The organism is Anaerobacillus sp. QJM3NY_17, assembly GCF_056173665.1.
This window is the reverse complement of the sequence record NZ_CM149685.1, coordinates 2,878,141-2,896,120: the sequence shown is the minus strand read 5'-3', so window position 1 is coordinate 2,896,120 and position 17,980 is coordinate 2,878,141. Positions and strand designations below refer to the sequence as shown.

The 17,980-nt window shown below is 41.3% G+C and carries 15 protein-coding genes, 1 other RNA gene and 1 other annotated feature; of the genes, 13 read left to right on the top strand and 3 right to left on the bottom strand.

What is annotated here, in order from left to right; all coding sequences use genetic code 11:
* The first annotated feature begins 6 nt into the window (after window positions 1–6).
* From AC0VYV_RS15225 to dtd, 6 genes are all read left to right on the top strand, one after another.
* Window positions 7–915, top strand: a complete 909-nt coding sequence (locus AC0VYV_RS15225; protein ID WP_475365540.1) for a cation diffusion facilitator family transporter — start codon at window positions 7–9, stop codon at window positions 913–915.
* Window positions 916–953: 38 nt separating this feature from the next.
* A complete protein-coding gene (locus AC0VYV_RS15220) occupies window positions 954–1,289 on the top strand; it encodes a LapA family protein (protein WP_430244078.1) in 336 nt (111 codons plus the stop codon).
* Between the two features lie 132 nt (window positions 1,290–1,421).
* Entirely contained in the window at window positions 1,422–3,779 is a 2,358-nt protein-coding gene (gene recJ, locus AC0VYV_RS15215; RefSeq protein ID WP_475373962.1) for a single-stranded-DNA-specific exonuclease RecJ, read from the top strand.
* Complete coding sequence (locus AC0VYV_RS15210; protein ID WP_194219429.1) at window positions 3,780–4,292, top strand: adenine phosphoribosyltransferase; 513 nt, start codon at window positions 3,780–3,782, stop codon at window positions 4,290–4,292.
* Window positions 4,293–4,479: 187 nt separating this feature from the next.
* Window positions 4,480–6,642 carry a RelA/SpoT family protein gene (locus AC0VYV_RS15205; RefSeq protein WP_371018278.1) on the top strand — a complete coding sequence of 721 codons (2,163 nt, stop codon included), beginning with the start codon at window positions 4,480–4,482 and terminating at the stop codon, window positions 6,640–6,642.
* A 19-nt stretch (window positions 6,643–6,661) separates the two neighbouring features.
* The gene (gene dtd, locus AC0VYV_RS15200) at window positions 6,662–7,105 is read left to right on the top strand and encodes a D-aminoacyl-tRNA deacylase (protein WP_194219431.1); all 444 of its coding nucleotides are present in this window, start codon (window positions 6,662–6,664) and stop codon (window positions 7,103–7,105) included.
* 93 nt (window positions 7,106–7,198) lie between these two features.
* On the opposite strand, the gene AC0VYV_RS15195 is transcribed toward dtd, so the two are convergent.
* Window positions 7,199–8,620: an N-acetylmuramoyl-L-alanine amidase gene (locus AC0VYV_RS15195; RefSeq protein ID WP_475367499.1), complete on the bottom strand. Its 1,422-nt coding sequence runs from the start codon at window positions 8,618–8,620 to the stop codon at window positions 7,199–7,201.
* Window positions 8,621–8,769: 149 nt separating this feature from the next.
* Here AC0VYV_RS15195 and AC0VYV_RS15190 point away from each other — a divergent pair, with 149 nt between their 5' ends.
* The 4 genes from AC0VYV_RS15190 (at window position 8,770) to ssrS (ending at window position 12,688) form a co-directional block, all read left to right on the top strand.
* Window positions 8,770–8,943, top strand: coding sequence for an RNA polymerase subunit sigma-70 (locus AC0VYV_RS15190; RefSeq protein ID WP_194219659.1), 174 nt, complete (start codon window positions 8,770–8,772; stop codon window positions 8,941–8,943).
* 81 nt (window positions 8,944–9,024) lie between these two features.
* Window positions 9,025–9,249, top strand: a binding site (T-box leader).
* 106 nt (window positions 9,250–9,355) lie between these two features.
* Window positions 9,356–10,642 carry a histidine--tRNA ligase gene (hisS, locus tag AC0VYV_RS15185; RefSeq protein WP_194219433.1) on the top strand — a complete coding sequence of 429 codons (1,287 nt, stop codon included), beginning with the start codon at window positions 9,356–9,358 and terminating at the stop codon, window positions 10,640–10,642.
* A complete protein-coding gene (aspS, locus tag AC0VYV_RS15180) occupies window positions 10,639–12,426 on the top strand; it encodes an aspartate--tRNA ligase (protein ID WP_283153941.1) in 1,788 nt (595 codons plus the stop codon). The genes hisS and aspS overlap by 4 nt, the downstream gene beginning before the upstream one ends.
* Before the next feature lie 78 nt (window positions 12,427–12,504).
* A non-coding RNA gene (gene ssrS / locus AC0VYV_RS15175) (6S RNA) lies at window positions 12,505–12,688 on the top strand.
* 729 nt (window positions 12,689–13,417) lie between these two features.
* Here the strand turns inward: ssrS and AC0VYV_RS15170 are convergent.
* Window positions 13,418–14,086: an RsfA family transcriptional regulator gene (locus AC0VYV_RS15170; RefSeq protein WP_430244084.1), complete on the bottom strand. Its 669-nt coding sequence runs from the start codon at window positions 14,084–14,086 to the stop codon at window positions 13,418–13,420.
* Between the two features lie 150 nt (window positions 14,087–14,236).
* Window positions 14,237–15,580, bottom strand: a complete 1,344-nt coding sequence (locus AC0VYV_RS15165) for an AAA family ATPase (protein WP_194219437.1) — start codon at window positions 15,578–15,580, stop codon at window positions 14,237–14,239.
* Between the two features lie 147 nt (window positions 15,581–15,727).
* Here AC0VYV_RS15165 and AC0VYV_RS15160 point away from each other — a divergent pair, with 147 nt between their 5' ends.
* The 3 genes from AC0VYV_RS15160 to AC0VYV_RS15150 are packed head-to-tail and all read left to right on the top strand — an operon-like array spanning window position 15,728 to window position 17,967.
* Window positions 15,728–16,435, top strand: coding sequence for a YczE/YyaS/YitT family protein (locus AC0VYV_RS15160; RefSeq protein WP_475373961.1), 708 nt, complete (start codon window positions 15,728–15,730; stop codon window positions 16,433–16,435).
* Window positions 16,368–16,787, top strand: a complete 420-nt coding sequence (gene cymR / locus AC0VYV_RS15155) for a cysteine metabolism transcriptional regulator CymR (RefSeq protein WP_160918687.1) — start codon at window positions 16,368–16,370, stop codon at window positions 16,785–16,787. Before AC0VYV_RS15160 ends, cymR begins: the two co-directional genes overlap by 68 nt.
* 37 nt (window positions 16,788–16,824) lie before the next feature.
* Entirely contained in the window at window positions 16,825–17,967 is a 1,143-nt protein-coding gene (locus tag AC0VYV_RS15150) for a cysteine desulfurase family protein (protein WP_475373960.1), read from the top strand.
* Window positions 17,968–17,980 lie beyond the last annotated feature (13 nt).

The window sequence follows — 17,980 nt, the reverse complement described above, 5'->3', positions numbered from 1 at the left end:
GAAAAAATGAATAAAGAAGAGCGGTTTCGAAAAGCTGAGATTGCAGCGATCATTGGTATACTAGGAAATATTATCCTAGCAGTACTTAAAGGCGTTATTGGGTCGATCTCCAATAGTCGAGCTCTTATTGCCGACGCCGCACACTCGGCATCAGATGTAGCTGGCTCATTTGCTGTTTTTGTTGGTTTGCGAGCCGCTAAGCTACCACCCGATAAAGATCATCCCTACGGTCATGGTAAAGCAGAGTCAATTGCAGCTATTATTGTAGCTGTGTTGTTGTTATTAGTTGGCGTTGAAATTGGAATAAGTTCAGGGAAGGCGATATTCGAACCTATTGAGGCCCCCGGTACTCTTGCTCTCTATGCAGCTCTCATCTCGATTGTGGTCAAAGAAGCGATGTTTCGATATAAGTATCGGTTGGGTAAAAAGATAAAAAGTGATGCACTGATCGTGAATGCGTATGAACATCGCTCAGATGTCTATTCTTCTATTGCTGTTTTAATAGGGATTGCAGGTGCCATTTTAGGAAGCGAATTTAGCTTGCCATGGCTCATTTATGCCGATCCGATTGCAGGAATTTTCGTTTCTGTTCTGATTGCTAAAATGGCTGTGAAGCTTGGTTTCGAATCCATTCACACAACACTCGATCATGTGCTGCATGAGGAGGATACGACGGAGTATAAAAAAGTGATTACCGGGATGCCAGGGGTTGTGAACCTTGATGAGTTCTATGCTAGAGAGCACGGACACTATGTTATTATTGATATCAAGCTTGGTGTAGACCCGGATATTTCTGTTAAAGAAGGACATGACATCGGTAAGGACGTGAAGAAGCGACTTCTTGAAGAAGATGACGTGCATGATGTGTTAGTCCACATTAATCCTTATGAACCGAAGGAAAAAAAGAGAGAGTAATGGAATAGGTATTGTAGTAGAAGAGGAGGTAGATAAGGATGAAGGGACAATGGGGATTAGTTGTAGCACTTATTTTCGCCTTAATTATAGCGGTGTTTTCAGTCGTGAATGTAGATCCTGTACAGGTGAACTATGTATTTGGAACTTCGGATTGGCCGCTTGTGCTTGTTATATTGGGATCTGTATTGATGGGTGCGATTCTTGTGCTTGGTTTTGGAATGGTTAAGTATTACAGACTGAAAAGAGAGCTGAGAAAGTTACAAAAAGAAAATGAAAGGTTAATAACAGAACCAGTATCAAATGAATCAAAAGCTGTCCATACTCCACTTGATGGTGAGGCAGCAGATGAGGGCACCGGTACTGAAGGGGAATAATGACGAGAAAGCCTTGATTAAGTTCAAGGCTTTTTATAGTGGAGTGAAGAGGGATTGTAAAAGATTCCTCTTCTTGAACTATGGTCAAACCTCCTGAAACTATATATAATGAACAAGTTAAGAGGTGATTCGATGTTAAGGTCTAAAACACGCTGGAAACTGGCTGAAACAGATGAAACAAACATTGATCGGCTCCAGAGTGAACTTGGAATTTCTCGACTTGCTGCTTCGCTTTTAGTTAATCGAGGTATTGAGGGAGAAGAAGAAGCGAAAAGATTTCTATATAAAGAGAATTTAACTTATCACGACCCATATTTAATGGATGGTATGAAGGAATCGGTCGAAAGAATTCAACAGGCGATTGCTTCTGGTGAGCGAATCCTTATTTTTGGTGACTATGATGCCGATGGCGTTAGCAGCACGACTGTACTTGTCTATACGTTGCGCGAGCTTGGCGCTATATTTGATTACTATATTCCTAATCGATTTACAGAGGGATACGGTCCGAACGAAGCTGCTTTTAGGCAGGCAAAAGAAGATGGGTATCAACTAATAGTGACTGTAGATACAGGGATATCCGGTGTACATGAGGCGGAAGTTGCTAAAGAAATCGGTATTGATCTCATTATTACTGATCATCATGAGCCTCCTCCGGTTCTGCCCGATTCCTACGCGACAATAAACCCTAAAAAGCCAGGGTGTGGTTATCCATTCAAAGGTTTAGCAGGAGTAGGGGTTGCATTTAAACTTGCGCAGGCTTTGCTTGGAAGAATTCCAGGGGATTTATTAGAGATCGCCGCAATGGGTACCATAGCTGATCTTGTGCCACTTCAGGATGAGAACCGTCTTTTAGCAAGCGAAGGTATTCGCGCCCTTCAAAATTCAAATAAGCCAGGAATAAAAGCTTTGCTAGATGTATGTGGTCTAAAGGGTCAGGAGCTTAACGAAGAGCATCTTGGTTTTGAGATAGGACCGAGACTAAATGCTGCGGGCCGTCTTGATAGTGCAGACCCAGCAGTTGAACTGCTGACAACAGATGATCCGATTCTTGCTGAACAGCTGGCATCTGATATTGATGCTCTTAATAAGAATCGTCAGGAACTAGTTAATACAATGACGAAAGAAGCGATTGAAGAGGTTGAGTCAAAGTACTTGAGTGATGAAAGCAATCGTGTACTCATCATTGCTAAGGAAGGATGGAATGCGGGGGTCATTGGAATCGTGGCTTCACGACTTGTTGAAAAGTATTATCGCCCAACCATCGTGATGAGTATTGATCGTGAGAAAGGTGTCGCAAAAGGATCTGCACGAAGTATTGAGGCCTTTGATATGTTTGCAAACCTTTCTGAGTGCAGAGACATTCTCCCTCACTTCGGTGGTCATCCAATGGCCGCTGGTATGACCATTGATTTAAGCTACCTAGAAGATTTGCGTTCAAGATTAAACGAACAGGCTTTAGATAAATTAACAGAAGAAGATTTGACACCACTTACAAAAGTAGATCTTCACTGTCGTGTAGAGGATGTTACTCTTGAGACAATTGAAGAAATGAATCTTTTGGCTCCTTTTGGAGTAAGTAATCCGAAACCAGTCGTTATGCTAAAAGACGTTCATCTCTCTCAAATCAGAAGGATTGGGAGTCAGGACAATCACCTCAAGGTAGGTCTTGAGGAAAACGGCGCTACGCTAGATGGCGTAGGGTTTCATTTCGGTTATGCATTTGAAGAAATAGCATCAAGAGCTGCTGTAAGCGTAATTGGCCAACTCTCCGTCAACGAGTGGAATGGACTTCGAAAGCCACAAATCTTTGTGAAAGATATCGCTGTGAATGAATGGCAGCTCTTTGATTATCGTGGCATTCGAGATTTGAAAAAACGACTTGAAATGTTGCCGCTCGATAAGCTTGTTATGGTAGCTTTCCAAAAAAACACCATGACAAAGCTTGGACTTGAGAATTGGAAAGACTACATTATTGTTGATCCAACAGAACAAGAGAAACTAGCAATTGAGAATAAATATGTTATGCTACTCGATCTTCCGGATTTAGAGGAAGACCTTGTCAATCTGTTTCGAAAAGGTGGATTACCAGATCGAACGTATGCGGTATTTGAGCATGAGGAGGATCACTTTTTCTCAACGCTTCCGTCACGTGAGGATTTTAAATGGTTCTATGCTTTCTTAATGAAGAGAGGTAGCTTTAACTTACGCGATGCTGAAAAGCTCGCAAAGCATAAAGGTTGGTCAAAAGAAACAGTTCCGTTTATGTCAGAGGTGTTTTTTGAGCTAGATTTTGTTAAAATGGATAATGGACTGATTTCTCTAAATCCACAATCTGTAAAAAGTGAATTAACTTCTTCTAAAACGTATAGGAGTAAGCTTGAAAAAGCAAAGCTCGAAAATGATTTTTGCTATTCCTCCTATCATGCTTTGAAAAGTTGGTTCGATCAATCAGTTAATTGTTTCAATAGCACTGAGGAGGCCATTAAGTAAATGAATTATAAAGATTATATCGCAGTGGTTGAAGACTATCCGAAAGAGGGTATTCGTTTTAAAGACATCACTCCGTTAATGCAAAACGGCGAAGCTTACCGAGGAGTCGTTAATGATATTGCGGATTTTGCGAAAGATAAAGATGTTGATGTTATTGTAGGACCTGAAGCAAGAGGATTTATCGTAGGATGTCCGGTTTCATATATTCTTGGTATCGGTTTTGTACCTGTTCGAAAAGAAGGTAAATTACCACGCGAAGTAGCTAAAGTAGACTATGGTCTTGAATATGGTAAAGACGTCCTTACGATTCATAAGGATGCTATTAAGCCAGGTCAACGAGTATTGATTACGGATGATTTGCTTGCGACTGGTGGTACGATCAATGCAACGATCGAGCTAGTTGAAATGCTTGGTGGAGTTGTTGTAGGACTTGCTTTCATGATTGAGCTTTCCTATCTCGAAGGGCGTAAAAACCTTGACCGCCATGATATCTTTACTCTAATGACATACTAAAGAATGGAGTGTCCGAATAGCCGGACGCTCTTTCTCTTTATGCACCTTAGACACAAAGATTGAGCGTTTACTAATTAGGGAAAACGACATTTTTCTCTTAATCTCTTTACATGCTGACTTTTTTTAACGATAATAGAAGCAATATACCAACAGTAATCAAGGTGATTTGATGACGATAGAAGAAGTGATGGAAAGAGCGGAGAAGTATCTGTCTGAGGACGATCTCTCTTATCTTAATAGAGCATTTGAATACGCGCGAAACGCACATGAAGGCCAGTACCGCAAATCGGGTGAACCCTATATTATTCATCCTATTGAGGTTGCTGGCATTCTTGTGAACCTTGAAGTAGACCCTGTGACAGTGGCTGGGGGCTTTCTTCATGATGTCGTTGAAGACACCGACGTGACGCTTGAACAAATTTCTGATGAATTCAGCCCGGAACTTGCCATGCTCGTTGATGGCGTTACGAAGCTGAAGAAAATCAAGTATAAGTCCAAGCGGGAGCAGCAAGCTGAGAATCACCGGAAGATGATGATCGCTATGGCTCAAGATATTAGGTGCATTCTGATTAAATTGGCTGATAGACTTCATAACATGCGTACGCTTAAGCACATGCCAAAAGAAAAACAAATGCAAAAAGCGAATGAGACGCTAGAAATATTTGCGCCTCTAGCCCATCGTCTAGGTATTTCCACTATTAAGTGGGAGCTTGAGGATACGGCGCTTCGTTATTTAAATCCACAGCAGTATTATCGCATCGTGAATTTAATGCAAAAGAAACGGGCTGAGCGTGAAGGGTTTGTCCATGAAGTTGTGGACGAAATTCAAGAGCGTGTGAAAGAAGTTTCCATTGAAGCTGAAATTTCAGGTCGTCCGAAACATATCTATAGTATCTATCGGAAAATGGCTAAGCAACATAAGCAATTTAACGAAATTTATGATTTGCTCGCGGTACGTATCGTTGTGAATAGCATCAAGGATTGCTACGCCGTTCTTGGCATTATTCACACATGCTGGAAGCCTATGCCTGGTCGTTTCAAAGATTATATTGCTATGCCAAAAGCGAATATGTACCAATCGCTTCATACGACAGTCATTGGACCAAAAGGTGATCCTCTCGAGGTGCAAATTCGAACGTCTGATATGCACAAAGTTGCTGAATACGGGATTGCCGCTCATTGGGCCTACAAAGAAGGCGATGAGAATCAGGTGAATAGCTCATTTGAGAAAAAGCTATCATGGTTTAGGCAAATTCTTGAATGGCAAAATGATGTTTCGAATGCTGAAGAATTTATGGAGTCTCTTAAGATTGATCTATTCAGTGATATGGTTTTTGTCTTCACGCCTAAAGGAGACGTATTTGAATTGCCTACTGGCTCGGTACCTCTTGATTTCGCCTACCGCATTCATACTGAAATTGGGAATCATTGCATTGGCGCAAAAGTGAACGGCAAAATGGTACCACTAGATCATCGGTTGAAAACAGGGGATATCGTTGAAGTTCTAACTTCTAAGCACTCTTATGGTCCAAGTAAAGACTGGTTAAAAATCAGTCAAAGCTCCCACGCTAAGAATAAGATTAAGCAATGGTTTAAGAAAGAAAAGCGTGAAGAAAACGTTGAAAAAGGCCGAGAGCTTGTTGAGAAAGAAATTAAAAACCATGGCTTTGAGTTAAAGGCTGTTTTGACTTCAGATAACATTGCAAATGTATCTAAGAAATTTAACTTTACAAGTGAAGAAGATATGTACGCAGCTGTTGGATATGGTGGAATTACAGCTGCACAAATCGCAACAAGGCTGACAGATAAGGCTCGTAAAGAACGGACGAAAGAGCAGGAAGAAGAGCTAGCAAAATCAATTATTGAAGGTAAGACTCATTCACCTTCTCGGCCGCCAAAGAGAGCAGAGTCGGGTGTGCGAGTGAAAGGGATAGACAACCTGTTAATCCGCCTTTCACGATGCTGTAACCCTGTTCCAGGTGATGATATTGTGGGCTATATCACGAAAGGGAGAGGTGTCTCGATTCACAGGAAAGACTGTCCTAATGTGAATGAAGAGAATGGTCAGGAACGCCTCTTAGAGGTTGAATGGGAAAGTGACTCTCCAAAAAACTATAATGTTGATATCGAAATCAGTGGTTTTGATCGCAGAGGTCTTCTGAATGAGGTTCTTCAGGCTGTAGCAGAAACCAAAACCGACATGACGTCTGTTTCAGGTCGATCAGATAATAACAAGATGGCAACAATTAGTATGACTGTCTCCATTCGGAACACAGCTCATCTTCAAAAAGTGGTTGAGCGCGTTAAACGAATTCCAGATATTTATGCTGTTCGTAGAATTATGCAGTAGTTAAGAAAGGAAGTTCTCCATGAAAGCCGTTATACAACGTTCAAAGCAAGCCTCAGTCACCGTGAATGGAGAAACTACAGGTGAGATCGAACATGGCCTTGTGGTGCTCCTAGGGGTCACGCACGAGGATACAGAAGAGGATGCAGGCTATCTTGCCACTAAAATTGCAAACCTTCGTATATTTGAGGACGAAAATGATCGAATGAACCTGTCAGTGAAAGACAAAGGTGGAGCTATTCTATCTATATCACAATTCACGTTATATGGTGATTGTCGTAAAGGGCGACGTCCAAACTTTATGAAGGCGGCAAAACCTCCTGAAGCCAGCGTACTTTATGATAAGTTTAACGCTTTACTTAGAGAAGAGAGTCTCGAGGTGCAGACAGGTGTTTTTGGTGAGATGATGGACGTACAGCTTACGAATGATGGACCTGTAACTCTTATCATTGAGAGCAAAGAATGACAAAAAACCGCAATTCCTAATTGGAATTGCGGTTTTTTGGTTCATCCATATAGATAGAAAAGCAAGTCAAACTGTTCTTCATCTTAAGCGTTACTACTGTAAAAAAGTAAGGATGCCATTTGAAATTTCAGTAGTCACTTTTGATTGGTAATCCAACCTATTCACTAATTGCTCTTCCCATGGATTTGAGAGAAAGCCAAGTTCAAGAAGGACAGAAGGCTGCTTATTGTTCCTTAGAACATAATAATTTCCATATCGAATACCGCGATCTCTCAAAGTTGTATCATCTCCGATTTTGGCGTGTATCGCTGAAGCTAGGGGCATATCATTCTCACCATAATAATACGTTGTTGCTCCATTTGCAGTTGGATCAACTGTGCTATCGAAATGAATACTTACAAATGCGTCGGCTTTATAACGATCTGATAAAAGAGTTCGTTCAGAAAGAGAGACAAATGTATCATCATCTCTCGTTAAAATAACTTGAACCCCTGCATTCTTTAATTTTTCCGCGATAGTTGTTGTCGTCTTCAATGTAAGGATTTTTTCAAGTGTCGTAATGCCTAGGGCACCACTGTCGTAGCCACCGTGACCAGCATCAAGAACAACTGTTTTTCCAGATTTCAAGACAGGCGAAGTGGATAGTTTAGATGCAGTAGAGACGACCCAGTCAGCAACGTATGCTGAACGACCATCGTCAAGAAGGATACGAAACCATTTGCCTTCTTTTGCAGCTATTTTGTAGCGCGCTTTTGCAGGCGCTTGTTTAATAACTTCATAATTCAACCCCGGCCCACTTCTTAAGTTTGTTGCCTGGTATAGAATTGTAAGAAATTCTGACTCCTCTTGTTTGTCTGTTTCTTGCAAATAGGTACTGTCTACCCAACCAGTCTGTCCATTCTGATAGCGAATGAAGCTCCAGTTTTTTTCTTGACGAACTTCTTCTACAATTGTTCCTGAAGGGAGTTGAGATATGATCCGGTTCTCTGTTCCTGGGAAGTCACGAACGTTTAAGATACGCGCCTTTACTTCTTTTACCTGGCTTGTTTTTTGATCTGGGCTAGCTGTTGTAGAACTTACTAACCAGGACGCTACCCATCCGGTCTGTCCTTTAAATTGAATGGAGGTCCAATCGCCTGCAGTCTCAAGCACATTCCACTCAGAATCTTGAGTGATATTTCCAATAACTTTGTATTCTTTACCAGGGCCAGCACGGACTTGAAGATCAGACACGGTTGATTGTATTGATTTCCTTTCTTTGGAATCATAAGAAATGCTTACTAGTCTACTTGAAACCCAACCTTCTTCCCCAGTATGAAGTTGAATGTTTGTCCAATCGGTCTTACTTTCGAGAACGATGGCTGAATCCCCTTTATGAACCTGTGTGATAACAGATGAAGTAAGAGAGGGTTCGGCGCGAACATTTACAGTTTCCTCAAAATAAGCATTTTTCTCAGCCGAAGCAGAAGTAGAGAAAATAATGGATATGACAAAAAATAAAAATGCAAAAATCATTTTTTTCAAGTGATGACTCCTTTCAATGACGCCTGCTGCTTTCATAGATAATTTCTTTATCGGATAAAAAGATTCCTTCGTTAAGTAGTAAAATGCATTCTTTTTGGTGAAACTAAGAAATAATTGAACTAATAAAAGGGTGGGGTCTTGTGAGATCAACTAATAAAGAAATGATGAGCTATCATATGTCACAGCCGGAATTTGGTATCGACTTTCATGATTTTCTACAAAAAGAACAGTGTTTGTCAAATATGGAACTCGCGGAAGAATTTGGACTGTCATTAAAAAGTGTGAAAATCATGAAACAAAAAATGAAGCGATAATGTTTTGTAAAACCAATCCTAATATACTTGACAAAAAAATCACTGACTCGTATGATAGAAAACAATTCAGTAAATCGATACGAAGCTCCGATGAGGAAGAAAAGTAAAAAAATACCGGGTTGATCAGAGAGGAAATGCCGCTAGGCTGAGAGCATTTCTCGATACCGCTTTTTTGAAAGACACTTCCAAGGATCGTCTCCGAACAGATAACTCAGTAGGGGACGACGTAGACAGGCGTTAACTGTTTTAAGAGGAAAGATTTATCTTTCCATTAGGGTGGCACCGCGGGTAACTCTCGTCCCTGAATTTCGATTCAGGGATGGGAGTTTTTTTGTATCCAAAAAAAGGATTTAGCCCATTAGAATTAGCCGTTAGAAGAGCTTCTTGCTAGTGATTAAAGGAGGATATAAACATGAGTTTTCAAATTCCTAGAGGTACTCAGGATATTGTTCCTGGTACGTCGGAGTTATGGCAATACATTGAAGATAAGGCAAGAGATATTTGCCGCAGATACAATTATCATGAACTTCGAACGCCAATATTTGAGCATACCGAGTTATTTCAACGCGGAGTAGGCGATACAACAGATATCGTTCAAAAAGAAATGTATACATTTGAAGACCGCGGTAATCGTAGTTTAACACTCCGACCTGAAGGAACAGCTTCGGCGGTTCGAGCTTATGTGAATAACAAGATGTACGGTTTACCCGAGCAGCCAGTTAAACTGTATTACATCGGCCCTATGTTCCGCTATGAACGTCCTCAATCTGGGCGGATGAGACAATTTGTTCAGTTCGGAATTGAAGCGTTAGGAAGTAATGACCCTTCGATTGATGCCGAGGTTATTGCGCTTGCGATGAGTTTGTATCAAGAATTGGGACTTAAAAAGCTTAAACTATATTTGAATAGTCTCGGTGATAAAGAAAGTCGTGAGGCACACCGTCAGGCATTAATTAATCATTTTGAGCCAAGAATCGGAGAGTTTTGTAGCGATTGTCAAAATCGCCTGGAGAAAAACCCCTTACGTATTCTTGATTGTAAAAAGGATCGTGACCATGAATTAATGGGAACTGCGCCTTCCATCATCGATTATTTAAATGAGGAATCGACTGTTTACTTTACAAAAGTAAAAGAAGCCTTAGATCAAATGGGAATTGATTATGTTCTTGATGACCGCCTTGTACGCGGATTAGATTATTATAATCACACAGCATTTGAAATCATGAGCGACGCTGACGGCTTTGGAGCTATTACGACGTTGAGCGGTGGTGGTCGCTATAATGGACTTGTTGAAGAGATGGGTGGCCCATCAACACCTGGAATCGGTTTTGCAATGAGCATTGAGCGTCTATTAATGGCATTGGAAGCAGAAGGTGTTGAGCTCCCGATTGAAAAGACAATTGATTGTTATGTTGTCACAATGGGGGAAGAAGCACAAAAGGTTTCTAATGGCCTTGTTCAGAAGCTTAGAAATGCTGGGATTTCCACAGAGCGAGACTACCTTGATAAGAAGATGAAAGGTCAGTTTAAAGCGGCTAATCGACTCAAATCAAAGTACGTAGCTATTCTAGGTGATGAAGAAATTGAAAAGAATGAAATTAACATTAAAGATATGAACTCAGGTGAGCAAGAATCAATAGATTTAACACATGTTGATTCTTATCTGAAAGGGAAATTAAAGGAGGAAGTTGGAGAATGATCGGAAGAAGCCATTCATGCGGGAAAATTCGTGAAAGCGAGATCGGGCAAACAGTAGAATTAAAAGGTTGGGTTCAAAAGCGTCGTGATCTTGGTGGATTAATCTTCATTGATTTTAGAGACCGTTCAGGTATTGTACAGGTTGTATTCAATCCAGACCTTTCAAAAGAAGCGCTTGAACTTGCTGAGAAAGTTAGAAGTGAATACGTACTAGGCATTACTGGTAAAGTAGTATCTCGTGCGGAGGGAACGGTTAATCCGAATCTTCCAACAGGGTCGATTGAGGTACATGCTGAATCACTTGAAATCCTCAATGCTGCGAAGAATCCTCCCATTAGCATTGCGAACGATGTAGAAGTTGGAGAAGATATTCGCTTGAAATATCGCTACCTGGACTTGAGACGTCCGGTGATGCAAGAGACATTCAAGCTCCGTCATCGAACAACTAAAGTCATTCGTGATTTCCTGGATCATAATGAATTTCTTGAAATTGAAACTCCAATGTTAACAAAAAGTACACCTGAGGGCGCTCGTGATTACTTGGTACCAAGCCGTGTGCACGAAGGAGAGTTCTACGCTCTTCCGCAATCTCCGCAGCTCTTTAAACAACTGTTAATGGTTTCAGGATTTGAACGTTATTACCAGGTCGTTCGCTGCTTCCGAGATGAGGATCTTAGAGCGGACCGTCAACCTGAATTTACTCAAGTCGACATTGAAACATCCTTCCTTCCAAAAGAAGATTTAATTGCGATGATGGAAGAAATGATGAGTGCGGTATTGAAGGAAACGAAGGGATTAGAAATTGAAAAGCCATTCCAACGCATGACTCATGCTGAAGCGATGAATCGCTACGGATCAGACAAACCTGATACGCGTTTTGAAATGGAATTTGTGGATGTATCTGATCTTGTAAAAGACTCTGACTTTAAAGTATTCTCTAGTGCTGTTTCTTCTGGTGGAGCTGTTAAAGGTATTAATGCAAAAGGTGCAGCAAGTAAGTACTCACGTAAAGATATCGATGCTTTAACAGAGTATGTGAAAACGTACAAAGCAAAAGGACTTGCATGGTTAAAAGTAGAGGAAGATGGTTTGAAAGGCCCTATTTCTAAATTCTTTGACGAGGCTCTTGCATCTCAACTAAAAGAAGCATTCGATGCAGAAGCGGGTGACCTTCTTCTGTTCGTAGCTGACAGTAAATCTGTTGTATCAGACAGTCTAGGTTCTCTTCGTTCAAAGCTTGGAAAAGACCTCGACCTTATTGACTATTCCAAGTTTAATTTCCTTTGGATCATGGACTTCCCACTGATGAGTTACGATGAAGAAGCTGATCGTTATTTTGCGGAACATCATCCGTTTACAATGCCGTTGAAAGAAGACCTTCATCTTCTTGAAGAAGAGCCAGGAAAAGTTCGTGCAGATGCATATGACCTTGTCCTAAATGGTTATGAGTTAGGTGGAGGTTCCCAACGTATTTTCCAGCGTGATATTCAGGAAAAAATGTTTAAAGCGTTAGGATTTACAAAAGAAGAAGCAGAGGAAGAATTTGGTTTCCTTCTTGAAGCGTTCGAATACGGTACCCCACCACATGGTGGAATTGCATTTGGTCTTGATCGTCTCGTGATGTTGCTTGCAGGAAGAACGAACCTTCGCGACACAATTGCTTTCCCTAAAACAGCTAGCGCAAGCTGCCTGTTAACAGAAGCTCCTTCTCCAGTTAGTGAGGATCAACTAAAGGAGCTGAATCTTGAGCTAGCTAAGAAGCCAGTGGGTGCTGAGAAAGAGTAAAAAATAATAAAAAGGACCTAATACCTGATGATTGAAATCGGTTTGAAGGTCTGCTATAATTCAATTACAAGTTAACGAAGAGTCCTGAAGTGTTCGTTTACTTCCATAATAATTTGAGCCAACACTTTTACAACGGGAGCCTGACTCTTTCCATTCAAAGTACATGCCTCGGTAGCTGAGGACTTACGGAGAATGGGATAAGGCACCCACCTGCCAATGCAGGTTCAACGATTATGGAAAGGACGGCACAGTTGGGGCTCTTCTATTTTTATGACAATTAATAAAGCATCCGTTCATTTTGAACGGATGCTTTTTCTGTTTGAATGGTTTATTAAGTGTTCTAGTTCAAGAGTTCCAATATCTCCGTTTCTAAACGCTCGTCTCCACTTTTTTTGTCCAGCTGCAGTGGGCAGCCACTCGGTCACTTCACCTTTTCATCCGAACACAAAGAGCGTGTTCAAATGAAAAGGCTCCAGTGCCTGCCGTGTCTAAACGCCCACTTCCGCTTTTGGTGTCTAGCTGCGACTCACAGAAACTGCGATATTTCGCTCTTGAACTAGAACACAAAAGGCGTGTTCTAGTTCAAGAGCTCCAATATCTCCGTTTCTAAACGCTCGTCTCCGCTTTTCGTGTCTAGCTGCAGTGGGCAGACTCTCGGTCACTTCACCCTCCAACTCGAACACAAAGGGCGTGTTCAATTTGGAGGGCTCCAGTGCCTGCCGGGTCTAAACGCCCACTTCCACTTTTCGTGTCTAGCTGCAGCGCCCAGCCTCTCGATCGCTTCACCCTCTAAAATGAACACAAAGAGCGTGTTCTTTTTAGAGGGTTCCAGCGCTTGTCGAGGCTAAACGGACGCTTCCGCTTTTCATGATCTAGCTGCAGTGGGCAGCCACTCGGTCACTTCACCTTTTCATCCGAACACAAAGAGCGTGTTCAAATGAAAAGGCTCCAGTGCCTGCCGTGTCTAAACGCCCACTTCTGCTTTTCGTTTTCACCTTGCGACTTTTTCTAGGTTCCCATTCTTATCCATTTTAAATGTTGGGACGTTGTGGTCTTCGTTGTCGTTTAGGACGACCATTCTTCTGGCTCGGTCCATGATTTGGATGAGGGATTGGTAATCTTCTTTCATGATTTGTTGTTCGTTCTCGAGTGTTTTGATTTTTTGATGAAGAAGGGTGTTTTCTTCTTTTAGGTGTTGATTCTCTGATTCTAGTTTCTCGACATTTGTTCTAAGTCTGTTTGTTGAGGAAGCGGATTGTTCTAAGTTTGATAAGAATGAGATTACTTCTCTCATAGTCATTTCTTTTTTCATTTGTACCGGTTCGGTATATGATATTGAAGTTTCAATTAATGGTTGTGAGATTGGTTGTTCTTGGGTGGAAACAGTCGTATGTGTTTCTTTATTTGTGTATTCAGGCTGCCTTCGTTCGGCTCGTTTCATTTCTTTTCGCTGCTTTTTCGCTAGCTTTAAGGCCTGCTCGTATCTTTCGCGGACAATGGCATTCCAGCGGAATCCTACAGCGGCTGATGTGCGACTTAGTCGATCACCAACTTCATCAAAGGCTTTTAATTGCGTACTGCCTTCTCTTACATGCCGCAGCACTGTTTCGGCAAGCATTAAATCATCTTCATGAGACCAGGCATCTTGTCTTACTTTCATTTTCATTCAGCTCCTTTATGTGATTAACATTTTTGCGTTTTGAAAGTAATCATAGCTTTGCCAGTATGGAAGAATTTATACAGAAGTCTTGTAAATTTGAGGTAGATTGCAAGAGTGAATAGAAAAAACAGCAGAGCATAAGCCCTGCTGTTAAGATTTCTTGCTATCGGATTTGATGCGTTCAGCGAAATAATCAAGTCTCTTTTGGATCGTTCTTTCGTGCCCGCGCTCAGTAGGTTTATAGAACGTTTTTCTGACCATGTGATCAGGAAGGTACTGTTGAGGGACATATCCTCCTGGATAGTCATGCGGGAATTTGTAGTCAATCCCATGCCCTAGTTCTGAAGCTCCTTTGTAGTGTGAGTCACGTAAATGAATAGGAACTGTTCCGTTTTTTTCTTTTTTTACTGCTGCAAGTGCAGCATCTATACCTGAAATCACCCCATTGCTTTTTGGAGCGGTGGCAAGATATAACGCTGCTTCGGCTAGTGGAATTCTAGCTTCCGGCATACCGATAAATTCGACCGCATAGCTGGCCGCATGGGCAATCAGAAGTGCGTTTGGGTCGGCTAATCCAACATCCTCGGCAGCATGGACATAAAGGCGTCTCGCGATAAATCTAGGATCTTCACCTGCATAGATCATTTTTGCTAACCAGTAAAGCGTAGCGTCTGGATCAGATCCTCGTATACTTTTAATAAAGGCCGAAACGGTATCGTAGTGATTATCGCTATCCTTGTCATATTGAAGCACGCGTTGCTGGATGGATTCTTCTGCAATTGCAAGACTAATTACAAGCTTCCCATCTTTATTTGGAGTCGTTGTAAGGATGGCGAGTTCTAACGCGTTTAGAGCTGTTCTAGCGTCTCCATTAGAAACGTCTATGAGATGCTCAATGGCTTCATCCTCGATTTCAACATCGTATCTTCCAAAGCCGCGATCCTTATCGTTAATCGCCTGATAAAGAATGTTTTTAATAGTTGTTTCATTAAGATGTTCAAATCGAAATAATCTTGAACGAGAAAGAAGAGCCGCATTAATTTCAAACATTGGGCTTTCTGTTGTTGCTCCGATTAACACGATCGTTCCATCTTCAACAAAAGGAAGAAGTGCATCCTGCTGTGATTTATTAAAGCGATGGATTTCATCTATAAAGAGCACCGTTTTTTGATCATCAAGCTTTAAGCGATCTTTTGCTTCAGACGTGAGTCTTCTAATGTCAGCTACTCCTGAAGTAACAGCATTTAACTGTTCGAAATGAGCAGATGTAGTGTTGGCTATAATACGTGCAAGTGTTGTTTTACCGGTTCCTGGTGGACCGAAAAAAATCATTGGAGTAAGTTGATCAGCTTGGATGGCTCTTCTCAATAATTTGCCATCACCAATAATATGGTCTTGGCCGATAAATTCTTCAATGGATCTAGGTCGCATTCTGCTAGCGAGAGGTCCAGAAGAAGTATTGTTGTTTTCTTTTGGGTAATCAAATAAATCCATAGAACACCCGTCCTTTCATAGTTATTTGAAACATACTATACGGGTTTTGGAAATGCAAGAAAAACCGGTTCGTGCTATAATAGCGAAGGTTTACTAACAGAATCAATGGCTAAATAGATGAGAGAAGATTGAGTTAAGAGGGATGAGATGAAACCAGATAACAAAGGCATACCATGGTTCTGGATGAGCTGGGGAATATTTGTATTAGGTCTTTTGGTTATGGCTTTTGGCATTTCTCTGATGATTAAAGCTGAATTCGGTAGCGCGCCATGGGATGTCTTCCATATTGGACTGTATCAGCAGTTTGGATTAACAATTGGCACATGGTCAATTCTAATTGGTTTTCTGATTATAGGCTCGACTTCATTATTAGATCGAACCTGGCCAAAATTAGGTGCTTTTCTAAACATGCTGCTCGTAGGTGTGTTTATCGATATTTATTTATGGGTTCCTTTTTTTAAAACTCCGGAACATTTGATAGGCAAATTGGTTATGCTTGTTAGTGGTATTCTGATCATGGGGTACGGCATCGGTCTCTATATTGCAGCAGATCGTGGAGCAGGTCCAAGAGATAGTTTGATGCTTGTATTAACAGAACGAACGGGATGGAAGGTACAACATATCCGACTTACTATGGAAATAGTTGTCCTTTCTCTTGGATGGCTTTTGAATGGTCCTATTCATGTGGGAACACTTTTGTTTTGTATTACGATAGGGCCAATTGTGGGTTATTCATTGCCACAGTGCAAAAAACTTGTGGCTCGATTGATAGAAAGAGGTGGCAGATTTGAAGATATCAACAAAAGGAAGATACGGGTTAACAATTATGATGGAGTTAGCAAAAAAGCACGGTGATGGTCCGATTTCTTTAAAGTCCATTGCTAGAAGCAAAGATTTATCAGAGCATTACCTTGAACAGCTAGTCGCTCCATTAAGAAATGCTGGTCTTGTTAAGAGTGTTAGAGGGGCATATGGTGGTTATATTCTAGCGCAAGAAGCAAGTTCAATTACAGCGGGAGATATCATTCGTGTTCTAGAAGGACCCATTAGTCCTGTTGAAGTTATGGACGATGAAGAACCTGCTAAACGTGATCTGTGGTTAAAAATACGAGACGCTGTGAAAGATGTTCTCGATTCTACAACGCTAGAAGATCTTGCCACCTATGAAGGTGAAGGAGAGCAAGATAGTTATATGTTTTATATTTAGTAGCCGGCTCACTGCTGGTAGTAAGAGGTGACTAATAATGAGTGCAATTTATATGGATCATGCTGCGACCTCTCCGGTCCATCCCGATGTTATTGAAGCGATGGTTTCATCACTAAAAAGTGATTTTGGTAATCCTTCAAGTATTCATCAGTTTGGCCGTAAGTCGCGTCATGCACTTGATGAAGCGAGAAACAATCTTGCGAGCAGTATTCATGCTCGAGCTAATGAAATTATTTTCACAAGTGGGGGGACAGAAGCAGATAATCTAGCAATTGTAGGAGCTGCTAAAGGAAACCTTGCTAAAGGAAACCATATTATCACAACAGAGATTGAGCATCATGCTGCACTGAATGCTTGTAAAGTACTTGAAAAAGAAGGATTTGTCGTAACGTACTTACCTGTAGATGAGAATGGTAGAATTTCTATAGATGATCTAGAAAAGGCGATTCGGCCAGAGACAATCTTAATAACAGTTATGTATGGTAATAATGAAGTTGGGACAGTACAGCCAATTGCAGAGATCGCCAGGTTGGCAAACGATTCTGATATTCTGTTTCATACCGATGCCGTTCAAGCGTATGGCTTAATCGATCTTGATGTAAAGCAACTTGGCGTAGATCTTCTTTCTGTTTCAGCACATAAAATCAACGGTCCAAAGGGCGTTGGCTTTCTTTATGTTAAGGATGGGACAAAGCTGTTGCCTCATTCATTTGGCGGTGAACAGGAGAGAAAACGACGAGCAGGTACGGAGAACGTTGCTGGCATTGTAGGAATGGAGAAGGCAGCTGAATTAATGCGGATTGATCGAGAAGCGAAAGTGGAGCTTTATCAGAATATGAAGCAAGTGATGCTAGGTGTTTTTGAAGAAGCATCCATTCCTTATCGTATCAACGGTGATCAGGATCATATTCTTCCACATGTATTCAATGTTAGTTTTTTAGATGCAAAAGTGGAACCGATGTTAATGAATCTAGATCTTGCAGGTATTGCAGTATCCAGTGGTTCGGCCTGTACGGCTGGATCGCATGAACCTTCACATGTGTTGACAGCGATGTTTGGTGATAATGAGAGAACACAAACGGCCATTCGTTTTAGCTTTGGATATGGAAATGCAATTGAAGATGCCACAAAAGCTGCGAGTGAAGTCGTTAAGATTGTCAATCGTTTGAAGAAGTTATAAAATAGTCAGGACA

Bases quoted from the DNA above. Each gene is read 5' to 3' on its own strand.
- AC0VYV_RS15225 (WP_475365540.1), top strand. From the start codon at position 7: ATGAATAAAGAAGAGCGGTTTCGAAAAGCTGAGATTGCAGCGATCATT.
- AC0VYV_RS15220 (WP_430244078.1), top strand. From the start codon at position 954: ATGAAGGGACAATGGGGATTAGTTGTAGCACTTATTTTCGCCTTAATT.
- recJ (WP_475373962.1), top strand. From the start codon at position 1,422: ATGTTAAGGTCTAAAACACGCTGGAAACTGGCTGAAACAGATGAAACA.
- AC0VYV_RS15210 (WP_194219429.1), top strand. From the start codon at position 3,780: ATGAATTATAAAGATTATATCGCAGTGGTTGAAGACTATCCGAAAGAG.
- AC0VYV_RS15205 (WP_371018278.1), top strand. From the start codon at position 4,480: ATGGAAAGAGCGGAGAAGTATCTGTCTGAGGACGATCTCTCTTATCTT.
- dtd (WP_194219431.1), top strand. From the start codon at position 6,662: ATGAAAGCCGTTATACAACGTTCAAAGCAAGCCTCAGTCACCGTGAAT.
- AC0VYV_RS15195 (WP_475367499.1), bottom strand. From the start codon at position 8,620: ATGATTTTTGCATTTTTATTTTTTGTCATATCCATTATTTTCTCTACT.
- hisS (WP_194219433.1), top strand. From the start codon at position 9,356: ATGAGTTTTCAAATTCCTAGAGGTACTCAGGATATTGTTCCTGGTACG.
- aspS (WP_283153941.1), top strand. From the start codon at position 10,639: ATGATCGGAAGAAGCCATTCATGCGGGAAAATTCGTGAAAGCGAGATC.
- AC0VYV_RS15170 (WP_430244084.1), bottom strand. From the start codon at position 14,086: ATGAAAGTAAGACAAGATGCCTGGTCTCATGAAGATGATTTAATGCTT.
- AC0VYV_RS15165 (WP_194219437.1), bottom strand. From the start codon at position 15,580: ATGGATTTATTTGATTACCCAAAAGAAAACAACAATACTTCTTCTGGA.
- AC0VYV_RS15160 (WP_475373961.1), top strand. From the start codon at position 15,728: ATGAAACCAGATAACAAAGGCATACCATGGTTCTGGATGAGCTGGGGA.
- AC0VYV_RS15150 (WP_475373960.1), top strand. From the start codon at position 16,825: ATGAGTGCAATTTATATGGATCATGCTGCGACCTCTCCGGTCCATCCC.